The sequence below is a fragment of the Myroides odoratimimus genome, assembly GCF_030326305.1.
Lineage (GTDB): Bacteria > Bacteroidota > Bacteroidia > Flavobacteriales > Flavobacteriaceae > Flavobacterium > Flavobacterium odoratimimum_A.
The window spans coordinates 1-14,750 of sequence record NZ_JACAKB010000020.1; the positions used below are offsets into that span (position 1 = coordinate 1).

Here is a 14,750-nt window from a genome sequence, read left to right on the forward strand (position 1 = left end):
AATGCTCAAGATAAAGTAGAAGGGGCAGTAGATTCTATGAAAGAGACAGCTAGCAATGCTCAAGATAAAGTAGAAGGGGCAGTAGATTCTATGAAAGAGATAGCTCAAGAAGCTAAGGAGAGAACAAGCGATTTTTTAGGTAATATGTGGGATAAAGCAAAAGGTTTAGTAGAAGATGTTGCAGAGGAAATTAAAGAGTTATCTCATAATACTAAAGATGAAGCTACTAAGGTATCAGATAAAATCTCTGATGTAGTAAGTGATACAAAAGATGCTGTTCAAGAAACAAGTAAAAATGTATCAGAAAAGATAGAATCAGTTGGTAATCAAACTCAATCTAACTTACAGAATACTTCTGAAGATTTTAAATAAGACAATAGCGTCTTAAATTTATTTAAGTATAGAAAGGGGCTGTCTCATAGCAAAATGAGACAGCCCCTTTTTTACTTAGGACGCTATTGAGTAAATATGTGTAAAAATAAATATTGTGATTTTTGTTTTTCATCTCTTTATTGAAATAGCATAAATAATAGTACATCTTTTTTTTTCGTCCTATCCTCTTTCAATAAACTGATCAGCACTTTCTGGATTGACAAAATCAAGTTTGATTGTGATATTTGTGGCCAGGTTGATTACGTTTTTGAATTTCTTGCGAGTTTCTGTAGCAGCTTTGTTTGAGATAGGGATAATAAATTATCCTTAATGGAGTAGATAAGTGATTTATTGCTCTAAAAATAAAATTAGGTTCTGTACCTTGCTTGTATTTTAGAAGTATATGGAGATGCAAAACAAACTTATAGATTATATCAAGACCTATACACCACTTACTCTTCAAGAACAGAAATATCTGATATCCCATATTGTTTATAGAAGTTATGCTAAACAAGAGATCTTATTTCAAGAAGGAAATGTATCTAACGAAATCTATTTTGTGACTAAAGGTTGTGTTAGGCTGTATTATAAGGTTGATGAAATAGATAAGACGGGATTCTTCTACACTGAAGGACAGTTTATCTGTGCGGGTGAGAGTTTTACATATAAAGTAAAGGCTAGTGAGAATTATCAAGTATTAGAAGACACAGAGTTATGTGTATTAACTAGAGAAAATATCGAATCGCTATTAAAGTTGTCTCCCGTATTTGAGATTATCGCTCGTATCGCTGTAGAGAATGAATTATTAACAGCACAGCGTATTATTCGCTCTTTTGTTACCCAATCTGCCGAAGAACGTTATAAAGAACTATTAGTTCATCAGGGAGAACTTTTCTTACGTGTACCCCAGCAGTATATCGCTACCTTTTTAGGGGTATCACCAGAGACCTTGAGTAGAATCAAAGCTAGAGTTTTAACCCAGATTAAGTGATAGAGATATAAACGAAAAGTAATTATACAAAATAGGATTGAATTAGTGATATAAGTATACTGTAGTATGTTTTTTAGAGTTAATGAAACAGATATGAAGTAGAAATGTTTTGAAGTATTTGGTTAATGCTTAATCTGGATTAAAAGTAATTTTTTTCTTGACGATAGTCAAGAGCTTTTTTGGGTTTAGTTATGCAACTTTGTGTAGAGAAATAAAAACAGCAAAGTAAGATGACCAAAAGAGTTTTAGTAGCAGGAGCAACAGGATATTTAGGCGGTGAATTAGTGAAGGAACTAAAAGCAAGAGGATATTGGGTAAGAGCTTTAATCCGCAACTCTTCACAACGCGATAAAGTCGCCCTAGCTGATGAGGTATTTATCGGAGAAATAACAACATCTCAAAGCATAAAAGGAGTTACACATACAATAGACTATGTATTTTCTACCATAGGAATCACCCGTCAGAAAGAGGGAATGACTTATATGGATGTCGATTATCAAGGAAATTTAAATCTATTACACGAGGCGTGTATCACTGATGTAGAACGCTTTTTATATGTATCTGCCATCAATGGAGATAAACTACGTCATTTAAAGATATTCCAGGCAAAGGAAGGTTTTGTGGATAAACTTAAAGAATCAGGTATAGACTATAGAGTAATTCGGCCTAATGGTTTTTTTTCAGATATGCGCGATTTCTTAGAGATGGCTAAGTCAGGTAGAGTTTACTTATTTGGTAAAGGGGATAAGAAGCTCAACCCTATTGATGGACGTGATCTGGCTAAGGTCTGCATTGACAAGATGCAAGGGACTCAAAGAGAGTCTAGCGTAGGAGGTCCTGATATAGTAAGTCATAGAGAATTGGCCTTATTGGCCTTAAATGCATGGGGTAAGAAAGAAAAGATTATCTATATTCCTGATTGTATACGAGTATGTATTATTAAGCTATTGCGTCTATTTACCTCTTCTAAGACTTATGGACCTTATGAATTCTTCCTAACAGCTATGAAAGAGGATAATATTGCTCCTTGTTATGGAGAGCATCGTTTGAAAGATTTCTTTAATCAAGAAGGTGTAGTTCATAGAAAGAATTAAAAATTAGGAGTTAGAAATTGTTTGCCCCTTGGTTTAAATTAAAAGAATCTCTAGTTCTTTGTTCTTTAAAAGAAGCAGTGTACTAGAGATTCAAAAGTACAAATCTATATATTGTTAGGGAGTTGATTCTCGATACTCTCTTTATCTTTTTTGCTCATCATAAGATTACCTAGTTTATTGATATATACACGAGTTTTCAGTGTGCGTATTCTACCGTAGTGGTGGAATAATACATATAATAATACACCTATACCCGCGATATTTATATACCCATATACTGTCTTGGTGGCAGCGAGTACCCCGTTTAGTTGGACAAGGGATAGATTAATACCAGACCCTGACCTTAATAACATGGCATCGTCTAGGTATACGGCTAAGTTGTTTAGACTCTGTATTTGGAACTGGTATTGTGTCCAGCTGTATAATGCACTAAAGATCCCTACAGCGATAAATGTACGCCATAGAATAGCAAACCCGATCAGTCCTAACATACTAGCTAAGTCTAACTTATCTAAGGTGTAATACCAAGTGGTGACAAAGATGACTCCCATTCCATATCCTTTAAAGAACATTGGTAGATACCACATCGAATAGCTGAACTCTGTTGCCATAGCAAGGTACATCATCACACTGTACATAAGAAATGCAGAGAATCCTGAGAAGACTAGAATGCGTATAGGGATTTCGTTTTTATACCAATAATAACAGACAACTGCCGCAGTAATAAGCCCGGGAATCAGTAAGAGATTTAGGGAGGCATTGGTCATGGGATTATATCCTAATATACCTACGGCAAAGATATTTTGTATCGTAGCGGTGGCAAGGTACATTCCTAAACACAATAACATAATCGTTCCGTGTCTTACATTGTTCTTCTTAAAGGCATTTAGAGGTAAGAATGGTCTTCTAATTAACTGCTGGCGAATGACAAAAATAAATAAGAGAATACAAAATAATAATAAGGCATATCTTATGATCTCTGAGTCAAACCAAGCTTGTTGTTTTCCAAAAGCTAGGATATAGGCTAAGGTCATGAATGTCACATTGAATAAAAGGATGCTAATCCAGTCAATGTAAATAAAAGGAACCTTGCGCATAAAGCGTTGGTTATGCTGAAATATAATGCAAATCAATGCTGCTCCAAAGCACATAATAGCTAGGTTCATATAGCTAATTTGCCAGCTGAATATAAAGCTTACTTTCGCTACAAAATAACCTGATAATTGGGTGATAACTAATAGGGCAGAGTAGTAGATACTGTAAAATATTCCTCTGTTACCTCCTACACTTAAGAGCATCATAAGGGGTAATACTACTTCCATCATTCCCATCATTTTAAATACTCCTATTAGATAAGAACAGGCGATAATGATATAGGGTTGATGTGTGGTAGATTGTACCAAATATAATAAACCACATATAGTGAGTGAGGTTACAAGAAGTTCTTTTGTTCTGAATCGGGCTTTGATCCTAACAATAAGAGGCATGACCGTACCTAGACCTATGGCATAGGCATAGTTAGCCCATAGGTAGTACTCTGTCATCGAGCCAGTACTACCCACGATATTGGTTATATTAGTGGTATATATTCCACTAATACTACAGAACACAGCTGCTATGATTACAATGAGTAATAGCATGACTGGTTTTGGTACCCAAGAGTGAAATAATCCTTTGTTATACATGTTTGTTTTTTTGTGAAATCGTGAAATCGTTTTTTTTGTGAGTTTGTGATTTTGTTTGAAAGACAATTTCACTATTAAAGTTGAGTAAAGACTGTTAACTGTCAACTGTCCACCGTTAACTCTTAATTAGCCAGCTGTATATTCATATTCATTCCCGCTTTAAGGTTAGCGATGTTTTCTATATCATTCGTATCTGTAAATTCGATACGTACAGGGATACGCTGTTGTACCTTGACGAAGTTACCAGTTGAGTTATCCGTAGGCATACTAGAATATCTAGAACCAGTAGCTGCAGAGATAGCCGTTACTTTTCCTTGAAAGCGTATTCCTTTTACAGCATCAGCTCTCATGTCGATAATACTACCTATTTGGATATTGTTCATTTGAGATTCTAAAAAGTTGGCTGTTACCCATTTCTCATTATCTTTTACGATAGTAGTAATTTGCTGGCTAGGTGAGAGTAGTTGTCCTTCACTGATTAGTCTTCGTCCCATCACTCCGTCATAAGGAGCTGTAATTACTGTGTATGATAGATTTAGTTTAGCCATATCTAACATCGCTTTTGTACGTTTGATATCTGCTTCATTCAGGGCAAGACGTGTTTCTATCTCTGATACTGAAAGTTTGGTTGTGTTTTGTTGTTTTATTAAACTTTCATAAGCAGATTTAGCAGCTTGGTACTCTGTTTTTACTTGATCATATTGTTGTTGGGTAACAGCCTCAGCTTGTAGTAAATTCTCATATCTTTTGTTGTTTTGTTCAGCGTTCCACAATCTTGCTTTTGCACCTTCAATATTAGAGCTAAATACCCCGATATTATTTGATGCTGTATGTATAGAGGAGCTAGTTACTTTCTTAGCAGCTAATGCGCTTAGATAAGCTGCTTCGGCTTGTTCTACTTGCGTTAAGATTTCTCTGTTGTCTAGGATAATAAGTGTATCGCCTTTTTTGACTTGTTGGTGCTCTATGAATCTGATTTCTTTAATATAAGCAGATACACGGGTATTAATAGGGTTAATGAACTCTTCTACCTGTGCTGATTCTGTGTAATCTCTATCGTTGATGTGAAAGTATTTAGTCAATAACCAGAAGAATGCGATTCCTATTACCGCAAATGTTAGGGTGTTGACTAAGAGTATCTTTGTTTTCTTCTTTTTTTCTTTTTTAGCTTTATCCTCTACAATTTGCTCTACTGGAGCTTGAACTGGTTGTTCAGTAGTTGTATTTTCTTTATTTTCCATTGCTTGTTTTGTTTTTTTGTAAAATCGTGAAGTCGTGATTTTGTTGTTGTCTCTATGCCCTGTCTTTTAGATAGGAATTAAACACAATCTATATCGCGTCATATTAGTACATTATGGCGTAGCTAAACATTCCTAATTCTTAATTAAATGTCCTGCGGGCATTAAAGTGTCCCTGTTGACTTTAATAAATTGTAGTATTGGTATAATACGTTTATTTCAGCATTGGCGTACTGAAGTTCGGCTTCTAATTTTGCATTAGTGGCATCTGTCATTTCAGCTTGTATAGCCAATTGGTTTAGGTATTTAGCCTCTATGATTTTGTAATTCTCTTGTGCGAGTTGCTGACTTTTCTTTAGCAGATTAGCGTTTTGTATAGCCTCATCATATTTGGTATAAGCTGCATTGACTCCCATCTCTAATTGTTGTTGTACTAGGGTGAATGTTTCTTCAGCTTTGTCTTTTTGAAGCTTCTCTAGTTTGACTTTTTTGGGCGTCTTGTATAAGTTGTCAATATTATAAGTTAGTGATACCCCTACTTGCCAAGCGTTAGAATACATATCCATCACAGGATTAGTTGTTGTGATCGGACGACTCATATTATACCCACCTACTGCAGCAAGAGCAGGATACTTATCTGTATTGGCAATCTCTATCTTTTTTTGTGCCGCTTCGACTCCTTTTTCTACTCTTTGTATCATAGGATGTTGCGTATAGGCTAGATCTAGATAATAGTTATAATCTCCTTCTAGTGGTCTGTGTACAAGAGCTTCATTAGGTGTTATTTTAGTTGAGATCGGCAGTCCTAGAGCAATCGCCAAATTATAGTTTAGAATCGATAGGTTATTATCTACACTTAACAGAGCTTGATCCATATTCTGAAGGACTAGTTCACCTCTGATTACTTCATTTCTAGTCATCATTCCTTCCTTGTAGTAACGGTTGACATTCTCAAGGCGGATTTGGGCTAACCTTTTATTGTTTTGATAAACTTGCTCTTGATGAATTAGTTTATATACATCTAGGTAGTTAGAAATAACTAAGAACTTAATGGCTTGTTGATCTTGTACAAGATCAAGAGAAGCAAGCTGTTCACCTATTTCAGCGAGTTCTATATTCTTATTAATCGCTCCCCCTTTAAATAGTAGTTCAGATGCCTGTACTGCATAGCTATTGCCAAAGTGAGGCATGTCTTTAGTCATGACTTTACTGAAATCTCGGTCTAATATAAGCGCATCTCCTATATAGGAAGCATTGGCAGTAAAGGCAAGATTAGGAAGGCGTTGTTGTTTAATTAATTGGGTTTGTTGCTGGCTAATGTTTTTGTTTAAAGCAGTGACTTTTAATTGTTGATGATTTTGCATCGCTAAGTTCACTGCTTGTTCTATACTAAGTGTTTGGTCGCTTACTTGGCTATATATTGAAGTATATGAGAGTAGTAGTAAGCCTAATCCACAAAAGTATTTGTGAATATTTCTTTTCATTTTATTTGTACTTTATGCCGACAAAGTTAGCTCAGTAGTACATGGTATAAAATGATTAAGAATATCAAAAAAGATGTTTAAAAGTATTATTCTATAACTTAAACATCTTTCTATACTGAGTTGGGCTGGTGCCTTGATGTTTTTTAAAGAAGTGAGCGAAAGCATACTGATCACTAAATTGAAGTTTAGTGGCTAATTGTTTGATAGGCAAAGTAGTAGTGGATAACTGTGCTTTAGCTTCGTTAAATATAAACTCATTAATGATTTCTATAGGTGTTTTTCCAGAAGTTTCTTTGACGACTGTACTTAGGTGTCTAATAGAGAGTTGTAGTTTATCTGCGTAGAACTGAACAGACTTGGTCTCTAGGTAATAATCAGAGACTAGCATCACGAATTTATATGTGATCTTTTGTTGTGAGGTCATTTGATTAATAGAATCTTCACTTCTAGGCGTGGCTATACTTACTAGGTGGTAGAGGATGATATTAAAATAATTTTCTATAATGTATTGACCATACTCAATCTCGTGGAAGTGCTCCAGGTAATAACCTAGAGATTCTACATTGGTCCAGAAGATCTCTAGTTCTTGTTTGCTAATGTGGAAATTGCGTTGTAATTGTGTTTTTAAATCTCTATATACTTTTAATCGGTGAAGCTTAAAAGAAGCAGTTTCTAAGAAATTTCGATCATAGCTAAGTAGTCTCAGTTCTGCATCGGGACTTATCTCTAAGATTTCGTATACGTATTTGACATCAATAAGGAAGATAGAGTTCTCTATGATTTCAAATTCATTAATCTGTTCTCTTATTCTTAGTTTTCCTTTTTTGACGAATAGAAAGGAAGAACGAGTGGGTCTATAAGGATGCCCAAAGTTTGCATGATCAAAGATGTTTTGTTGATCGTATATCTGTACATGTATAAATGAAGAATTTGCTGTCTCTATATTTCCTTGAAGCATAAGGATGGTTTTATAGGTGCAAGATAGGGAAAAAATAGGGAGTATAAGCTTTATATGTAAGCAGAATATTTGCTTATTTGGTGTGATATTTTTGTTGAAAGAAGCAATCTGAGTAGGAATATTTTCGGGATATGGAGTTATAGAGGGAAGGGGGGTAATTTAGTATTTATATTATAACTTCTTTATAAATACACAAATACTATATCGGATAGCCGAGTTAAAGATGTTATTAAAAAACAAGTAAAGTTTGTTGATAGTAGCACCATAAGTCTATTTAAAAGAAATATTAAGTTGTAAATCAAAAGACGGGAAATCAAAGGCAGGTGTAAAAGTTCACTCAGTAATTAATCTAATGTTTTAGAAACTTATTTCATTTAAAAAACAACAAAAAATTAAGCTAAATTTTATTTCTTTTTTTATTGTATTTGGATTAAAAAAATGTAAAAAATTATGTGTTACTATTAATAAGGTTAAAGTACTATTTTTAGTTTATAGAATTAAGGTTATTGTATTTTGTGAAGAAAAGTAAAAGTATGAAATATTGGTTTTATTTTAAGGATATCTCATTAATATATGAGGTAATGTGTGATTTTTTCATGATTTATGTCATGTTGACAAGAAAATTGCTGTTATATATTTGTCTCGAAAAAGTAAAAGATAAGGTAACAATGTCGGAGTTGCCTAGTATTTAAAAACGATCTTTTTTAGTCTGTTTTTTATTATGTAAACTTAATTGTGTTTATTTTATTTACAGTGATGTTATATAGCTGTAAAACGTCGAAAAGGGGAATGCAAGGCAGTTGATGTATTAATACCTCCAGAGGGAGAGGAGGTGTACACGGATTAAAAAAGATTATTATTAATTTTTTTTAATTATTTACATTATGAGACGATGTGCGCAAGTTTTAATTGGAGTTTTGATTATTGGTATGAGTTCATTATTAACTAGCTGTAGTACAGATGATAATAATAACTTAGTAATTGACAAAGCAGTAAGTGTTAATAGTATTAATATTGAAAAAACATGGATTGTGGCTCATTTCAACTTCCAAGAAGGAGTGAGTAGAAGTCATAAAGAAAGATACCAAAAGTCTTTAATTGAAATTGATATCATGAAAGGTGGAAAGTATCAAGCAATTGACAAATACAGTTTAGAGGAATCTAAAGGAAATTGGATACTAGAAGGTGAGATGATAAGTCTAGAAAATGATGCCGACGGAGAAGTGAAGAGATACAGAATCATTGATTTGAGTAGAGCAGAAGCTCTAGTTAGTCCAATTAATGTGAAGGAGATCTCACAAATGGAATTAGTGAGCTTTAAGAAATAGCTTCAGATAAGTTCACCTTATTGATAAAAAAGCAATCTATATTTTATAGGTTGCTTTTTTTTGGTGTGCCCAGAATGGGCAATAACTCTAGGGTGCAAGTCCCGAACACACCTTTACAGTGGGAAGTGTTAGCCAATAGCAATGGGGGCCATCGTGAGGTGGAATCTGAAGGAAGCTTACGGCAAAACCTTGACCTGACGAACAGAAACTATATAAGGCTCAAAGTATCGGATAAGGAGTGGACTTAGATTTAGAAAAGTTCTTCGATACAGTTAGTCATAGTCGGTTAATTGAACTTCTGTCAAAGCGGGTAAAAGACTCACATGTAATATCACTTATACACAAGTATCTAAACTCTGGGGGTTATAAATGGAAAATACGAACAGAGTACTCAAAGGAGTTGTTCAAGGAGGACCTCTGAGTCCATTACTGAGTAATATCATGCTTGATGAATTCGATATGGAGCTCGAAAGACGTGGACATCGATTTGTTCGCTATGCAGACGACTGTTTAATCTTCTGTAAAAGTAAGAGAGCGTGCGAACGTGTAAAAGAGAGTATAACTCTATTTATAGAAACAGTATTGCACTTAAAAGTCAATAAAGATAAAACTACTATAGAATATGCTTAGGGGAAAGAAATTCTTAGGATACAGTTTTTATGTCAATAAAAACAAACAGTGGGAACTATGTGTACATGCAAAGAGTTATAATAAACTCAAAGATAAGCTAAGAGTAATTACTAAAATAAGTAATGGACAAGGATATAATAAACTCAAAGAAACATTAAAGATGTTTGTAAGAGGTTGGGTGTCCTATTTCAAGTTAGCAAATATGTCAGATAAGATTAAGCGTATAGATAAATGGCTTCGGTCAAGAATAAGGAAAGCAGGTTATACATTTCTAAATGACATTTACCTAAAAGTATCGTAAATTAAGAACCGCCATGGTACGGAACCGTATGCCTGGTGGTGTGAGAGGTCGGCTGAAGAAATAATCTTCAGCCTCTTACTCGATTATTGAATTTTAAGTATTAAAATTATATTATTCAGCTTGTTTCTCTTTAAGTAAGTAACACCCTAAATACAACAGATGGCAGGCTAGTAATGAATATGCTGTAAGGCTCATAATATCTGCAGGAATAACATTAGTCACGGCCGATATGATAAAGGTAAATAACAGTTGTAATGTTCCTAATAAAGCTGATGCCGAACCACTATTGGTAGTAAAAGGAGCCAAGGCTAACTTAGTTGTGGTAGGGAATAATACACCTAGTGTGAGTACGATAAAAAATAGAGGTACTAGTAAAGCTTGTATAGGTTCTTTAAGTATACACATTACTAAGAAGGCTACTGTCCAAGCGATACCAAAATACACGGTGTATTTAACTATTTGTTCTACAGTCCACCAACGTGACAATACAGAGTTAGCAAGCCATGCCCCAAGGATTAAACCAATGGCATTAAAAGCAAATATACCGCTAAACATATCTGAAGACATTCCTCCATACTCCATGATAAGATAAGGTGCATTGGCTAAGTAAATCATCAAGATACTATAGGTCAAACTCCCAATTAGTGTATATTTGACAAAGACATTATTTTTGACAATCTCTTTAAAGTCAGACATTAGATTGGTATTTACTTTCTCAGTAACGATGCGTGTTTCTGGCAAAAAGAAAATAACAGCAAGCAAACAAATCACTCCAAGTACCACTAAGGTAACAAAAGTAGATTGCCATACAAAGTGACTGATAAGAAAGTTACCAGCTATAGGGCCTACAATAGGAGCCACACCAGCAATAATAGCTAATAGTGAGAACACATTCATATTCTGATCAGCAGAGTAGTACTCATTCACCACAGCACGTGCGATAACTACTCCTGCACACCCTGCAAAAGCTTGAAAGAATCGAGCTGCCCAGAACTGTTCTATGGTCTCTGCATAGATACAAGCTACCGATGCTAGAATAAAGATGATTAAAGAGGCAATAGTCGGAAGTTTACGACCATAGCGATCAGAGATAATTCCCCAAAATAGCTGTCCTGCAGCAAATCCTCCTAAAAAGAAAGAAAGGGACAACTGTACATTTTTTAGATCTGTATTAAAGGTCTGTGAGATTTTTAAGAAACCAGGTAAGTACAGATCTATACTAAAAGGTTCGATAGCAGATAGTAATGATAAAATAATCACTACGATAAACTGCGCTTTTGTTAACTTGTTCATTTTTATATTTTGATGGGGCAAAAGTAGTCTTGTCTCTACTATCACACCTTATCAAAAGAGCGTTTATTATTGGACTTTTTTCACCTTTTTTCTAAACTCAAGAGGAGTTACTCCACTGTTCTTTTTAAAGAAACGGTTGAAGTAGTTCACTTCAGAGAAGCCAAGCTCCTCCGCTATTTGTTGGATATTTAACTCAGAATATCCAATTAACCTTTTGGCCTCTAGTAGTAGTCTGTTGTGAATGTGCTGATTAAGTGTCTGCTCTGTAGATCTAACTACTAATTCATTCATGCGTTTGACAGATAGTGCTATCTTATCTGCATAGAACGAATTAGGGTAGTGCTGTGTGTAATGCTCTTCTATGAGTTCGAGTACTTTAAGTACACGAGTATCCATAAGCTGGTTATCACTAGATAGTTCTTTTAAACATTGAACATGGGTGATGTATAGGTTGAGGTATTTCTCTAAGACTAGTGTGCGCTTTTGGGTATTCCATTCTTCTTTAAATAAAGTCATTAGAGCTGTAAATACGACTTTCTTATCCTCGGTAAGCTTAAACCACAAAGGAGGAGTTAATCGGAACTTCTGCTCTTTAAACTCTTGTGCGATTATTCTATTGAAATAATCTTTATTGACAGAGACGAAGTACCCCTTAATACCACTAGGATTGATATTGTGCATTTGTCCAGGGTAGATCACCCATATCTGATCCGCAGTAATGTCATAAGACTCAAAGTCCACTTGCTGTGAAGCATTATCAGCTTGTGTAAACCAATAGATTTGATAGAAGTTACATTGATAGTGATAATCAAAGTTAAAGAGCTCGATATTATCCTCGATCATAAAGAACTCAATGGGTACATTCTGGTCAAATTGCTGTGCTTTTACAATCTGCTGTTTAGACATTGGACTATTTTTAGGTATGGAGCAAAGATATGGTTTGTTTTAAATATATGATTAATCTACTCTGATTATAAATAACTATTCTATTGAACAGCGTATTGCTAGTAATCAGCATAGCTTAATTTTTTTACCACTTCTATAAAACTATTACTACTTGTTTTTGCTAGTATATTTTTGCGGTGTGTTTGAATGGTATTATTACTAACATTTAATAAAGCTGAAATTTGTTTACTAGAGAGTCCTTGTCGGATTAAAGTTAATATCTCTAGCTCCCTATTTGTTAAATTAAAATTGTTGTTTAAATCTAAATACACATTCTGAACTTTGTCAAATATTTTATAATCTGTATGTTCACAAAAAGTATCTTGATTAATAATTTTGTGCGTAATAAGGGCTTTAGATAAATCTCCATTTTCATTTATTTCTAATGCTTGACTTTCTTGAGCTACTCTGATACTATTACCATCAGCCTTAATAATTCTATAGCTATATTTTTTTATGTATCTAAAGTGATCGTTGTATTGAATCTTACTAGTAAAACTAGTTCCTTGTTCTTCTTTTTCAAAGAAATAATTCAAATCATCTTTATGAATAATATCAATCAAAAAGTCTAAATCAAATTTATCGTTGTTGTAACCTGTAATTCTAGAAAAGGCTGAATTAACGAATAAGACAGTACTTTTTGTATAATCTAAAATAAAGAAGTAGATAGATAGTTCTTCTGATTCTTTGTGCTGTTTTTGCTTTTTTGTACTATGGTTATTATATAGATTTAACCATGTGGTGTTTTTAATGGTTTCCATATTTTTTAAGTTTTGAGTTTTGTTAAAAAGGCTGAATTAACGAATAGGAAGCCTCATGAAAGCTATTGGTTGTCGTTTACAAAGATGTGTAAAACCTAAAAAAGTTCACAATTTGAGATAGGTAGTATTTAGGGTAGTGAGACTTTTGTCCCCTAGCACAAAGCTAACCTACCCACTGACTACCCGCTTAATTTTACCTATACTTTTGCCTATACTTTTAATGTTTTAAATTGTGTAATATGTTTAATTATAGTTGTTTATGTGTGCTTTGTTTTTTGGAAAAGTTTAGGTTAAGTTTAGAATAAACGATTTGAAATATTAACAGAATAAAGTGGACAATTTTATACATTCTTAGGTATTATATAGGAGATAGGATAGTATAAGTAAGTTTAATGTACTTGTATAAGAATAAAAAGCAGTACATTTGGGATAATTTTAAGAGATCATGAGGAATAAACTTCTCAATAATTGTGTTTTTTTACTATGCATGTTATCTTATTTTGTAACTATATCTCAGACATATAATTACAAAGAGTTATTAAATAAGGTTAATGAATATAACAATCAAGCAGAGTATGAAAAGACAATTCTTTTTTTGGAATCAGTTTTATTAAATGAGCAATCAACATCGTATGATAAATACGGTGCTTACTATCTTAAATACCTTACTTATAAAAGAGTGTTTAGCTATAAAGATGCAAAACATAACTTAAAATTAGCTCTAAAAGAAGGCATTAAAACTAGTTATAAAGATAGGATTATTGCTCAGATTAAATGTGAAGAAGTGTTTATAGCCTTTGATTTATTAGAATTTGACAAGGTAGCTAAACTTCAAGCGCTTATTTCAGATAAGGATTTAGAACTTGTAGATTCTAGTACACTTGCCTTTTGGTTTATTGTAAAAGGAACAATGCATACTAGACAAAGTTTTTATCAAGAAGCAGAACAGGTTTATGATACAGCGATTGAAGTATTATCTAAAAAAAATCCTGAGCATTTACCCTTGGTATATAGTAAAAAGATTGATTTATATCAAAAGATGAATGAGCATGAGTTAGCTCTAGAAAGTTTTGAAAAGGGGTTGTTTTATAGCAAACAGCATAATATGGATATTTATATACTCAATATGTATGCTGGTTTAGGGCGCTATTATAAAGACATCGGAGATTATAAAAATGCTATTTCTATTCAAGAGATAACAAATAAGCTAGTTAAAGAGTATGATTCTACAAATAAGGCTGGAAGGTTAAATATTCTCGAAACAAAAATAGTAGAAGAACAGTTAGAAAAACAAAAGGTTCAAAGGAATAAGTATTTGTTAGTACTTTTTTCAATTGGTGTGCTAGTGGTAATTATTTTAGGTGTAATTGTATTTTTTTTGGTTAGGCTTAAAAAGAAAAGGACTATAATACAGCAAGACAACCAATACTTAAGAGATAAAATTATACACGCCACACAAGGTAAAGTAGAACACTTAAATGATAAAAGTGATTTAATTCTTGGTTTATCACAAAGACAACAAGAGGTACTTATTTTAATTAAGAAAGGAATGACAAATAAAGATATCGCTAATGAGTTATTTATATCAGAAAATACGGTGAAATACCATATAAAGAAAATTTATGAAGCTTTAAATATAAATAGTAGAGCAGAACTTTAGTATTAAGAAA

At 33.4% G+C, this 14,750-nt stretch carries 14 protein-coding genes and 1 pseudogene; 7 read left to right on the top strand and 8 right to left on the bottom strand.

The features are described 5' to 3' along the window. A partial coding sequence (locus HX049_RS13150; RefSeq protein ID WP_435793527.1) for an Rv1893 family protein occupies window positions 1-372 on the top strand: 372 nt, incomplete at its 5' end. 124 nt (window positions 373-496) lie between these two features. Here the strand turns inward: HX049_RS13150 and HX049_RS13155 are convergent. Further along, window positions 497-684 (bottom strand): annotated as a pseudogene (locus HX049_RS13155) (nucleoid-associated protein); the annotation flags it as partial. Window positions 685-781: 97 nt separating this feature from the next. On the opposite strand from HX049_RS13155, the gene HX049_RS13160 reads away from it, so the two are divergent. Then, window positions 782-1,363, top strand: a complete 582-nt coding sequence (locus tag HX049_RS13160) for a Crp/Fnr family transcriptional regulator (RefSeq protein WP_286416373.1) — start codon at window positions 782-784, stop codon at window positions 1,361-1,363. Window positions 1,364-1,593: 230 nt separating this feature from the next. Beyond that, a complete protein-coding gene (locus HX049_RS13165; protein ID WP_286416375.1) occupies window positions 1,594-2,457 on the top strand; it encodes an SDR family oxidoreductase in 864 nt (287 codons plus the stop codon). A 104-nt stretch (window positions 2,458-2,561) separates the two neighbouring features. Here HX049_RS13165 and HX049_RS13170 read toward each other — a convergent pair whose 3' ends face one another. The 4 genes from HX049_RS13170 to HX049_RS13185 all read right to left on the bottom strand — a co-directional run bounded on the left by HX049_RS13170 (window position 2,562) and on the right by HX049_RS13185 (window position 7,822). Further along, a complete protein-coding gene (locus tag HX049_RS13170; RefSeq protein WP_286416376.1) occupies window positions 2,562-4,142 on the bottom strand; it encodes an MFS transporter in 1,581 nt (526 codons plus the stop codon). A gap of 122 nt (window positions 4,143-4,264) precedes the next feature. Next, window positions 4,265-5,383 carry an HlyD family secretion protein gene (locus HX049_RS13175; protein WP_286416378.1) on the bottom strand — a complete coding sequence of 373 codons (1,119 nt, stop codon included), beginning with the start codon at window positions 5,381-5,383 and terminating at the stop codon, window positions 4,265-4,267. A 161-nt stretch (window positions 5,384-5,544) separates the two neighbouring features. Next, the gene (locus HX049_RS13180) at window positions 5,545-6,864 is read right to left on the bottom strand and encodes a TolC family protein (protein ID WP_286416380.1); all 1,320 of its coding nucleotides are present in this window, start codon (window positions 6,862-6,864) and stop codon (window positions 5,545-5,547) included. Between the two features lie 91 nt (window positions 6,865-6,955). Beyond that, window positions 6,956-7,822, bottom strand: coding sequence for a helix-turn-helix domain-containing protein (locus HX049_RS13185; protein WP_286416382.1), 867 nt, complete (start codon window positions 7,820-7,822; stop codon window positions 6,956-6,958). An 884-nt stretch (window positions 7,823-8,706) separates the two neighbouring features. On the opposite strand from HX049_RS13185, the gene HX049_RS13190 reads away from it, so the two are divergent. From HX049_RS13190 to HX049_RS13200, 3 genes are all read left to right on the top strand, one after another. Then, complete coding sequence (locus tag HX049_RS13190; RefSeq protein ID WP_286416383.1) at window positions 8,707-9,150, top strand: hypothetical protein; 444 nt, start codon at window positions 8,707-8,709, stop codon at window positions 9,148-9,150. Between the two features lie 369 nt (window positions 9,151-9,519). After that, window positions 9,520-9,780 carry a reverse transcriptase domain-containing protein gene (locus HX049_RS13195; protein ID WP_286416384.1) on the top strand — a complete coding sequence of 87 codons (261 nt, stop codon included), beginning with the start codon at window positions 9,520-9,522 and terminating at the stop codon, window positions 9,778-9,780. Continuing rightward, a complete protein-coding gene (locus tag HX049_RS13200) occupies window positions 9,773-10,081 on the top strand; it encodes a group II intron maturase-specific domain-containing protein (RefSeq protein ID WP_286416385.1) in 309 nt (102 codons plus the stop codon). The genes HX049_RS13195 and HX049_RS13200 overlap by 8 nt, the downstream gene beginning before the upstream one ends. 111 nt (window positions 10,082-10,192) lie before the next feature. On the opposite strand, the gene HX049_RS13205 is transcribed toward HX049_RS13200, so the two are convergent. From HX049_RS13205 to HX049_RS13215, 3 genes are all read right to left on the bottom strand, one after another. Further along, window positions 10,193-11,374, bottom strand: coding sequence for a multidrug effflux MFS transporter (locus tag HX049_RS13205; RefSeq protein WP_286416386.1), 1,182 nt, complete (start codon window positions 11,372-11,374; stop codon window positions 10,193-10,195). A gap of 66 nt (window positions 11,375-11,440) precedes the next feature. Continuing rightward, window positions 11,441-12,280 carry a helix-turn-helix domain-containing protein gene (locus tag HX049_RS13210; protein WP_286416388.1) on the bottom strand — a complete coding sequence of 280 codons (840 nt, stop codon included), beginning with the start codon at window positions 12,278-12,280 and terminating at the stop codon, window positions 11,441-11,443. A gap of 98 nt (window positions 12,281-12,378) precedes the next feature. Then, window positions 12,379-13,080, bottom strand: a complete 702-nt coding sequence (locus HX049_RS13215) for a LuxR C-terminal-related transcriptional regulator (protein WP_286416390.1) — start codon at window positions 13,078-13,080, stop codon at window positions 12,379-12,381. Between the two features lie 595 nt (window positions 13,081-13,675). Here HX049_RS13215 and HX049_RS13220 point away from each other — a divergent pair. Beyond that, a complete protein-coding gene (locus HX049_RS13220) occupies window positions 13,676-14,740 on the top strand; it encodes a response regulator transcription factor (protein ID WP_286416391.1) in 1,065 nt (354 codons plus the stop codon). Window positions 14,741-14,750: the final 10 nt, after the last annotated feature.

What these genes read in the sequence shown, in the direction of transcription:
- HX049_RS13160 (WP_286416373.1), top strand. Translation starts at nt 782, where the DNA reads ATGCAAAACAAACTTATAGATTATATCAAGACCTATACACCACTTACT.
- HX049_RS13165 (WP_286416375.1), top strand. Translation starts at nt 1,594, where the DNA reads ATGACCAAAAGAGTTTTAGTAGCAGGAGCAACAGGATATTTAGGCGGT.
- HX049_RS13170 (WP_286416376.1), bottom strand. Translation starts at nt 4,142, where the DNA reads ATGTATAACAAAGGATTATTTCACTCTTGGGTACCAAAACCAGTCATG.
- HX049_RS13175 (WP_286416378.1), bottom strand. Translation starts at nt 5,383, where the DNA reads ATGGAAAATAAAGAAAATACAACTACTGAACAACCAGTTCAAGCTCCA.
- HX049_RS13180 (WP_286416380.1), bottom strand. Translation starts at nt 6,864, where the DNA reads ATGAAAAGAAATATTCACAAATACTTTTGTGGATTAGGCTTACTACTA.
- HX049_RS13185 (WP_286416382.1), bottom strand. Translation starts at nt 7,822, where the DNA reads ATGCTTCAAGGAAATATAGAGACAGCAAATTCTTCATTTATACATGTA.
- HX049_RS13190 (WP_286416383.1), top strand. Translation starts at nt 8,707, where the DNA reads ATGAGACGATGTGCGCAAGTTTTAATTGGAGTTTTGATTATTGGTATG.
- HX049_RS13195 (WP_286416384.1), top strand. Translation starts at nt 9,520, where the DNA reads ATGGAAAATACGAACAGAGTACTCAAAGGAGTTGTTCAAGGAGGACCT.
- HX049_RS13200 (WP_286416385.1), top strand. Translation starts at nt 9,773, where the DNA reads ATGCTTAGGGGAAAGAAATTCTTAGGATACAGTTTTTATGTCAATAAA.
- HX049_RS13205 (WP_286416386.1), bottom strand. Translation starts at nt 11,374, where the DNA reads ATGAACAAGTTAACAAAAGCGCAGTTTATCGTAGTGATTATTTTATCA.
- HX049_RS13210 (WP_286416388.1), bottom strand. Translation starts at nt 12,280, where the DNA reads ATGTCTAAACAGCAGATTGTAAAAGCACAGCAATTTGACCAGAATGTA.
- HX049_RS13215 (WP_286416390.1), bottom strand. Translation starts at nt 13,080, where the DNA reads ATGGAAACCATTAAAAACACCACATGGTTAAATCTATATAATAACCAT.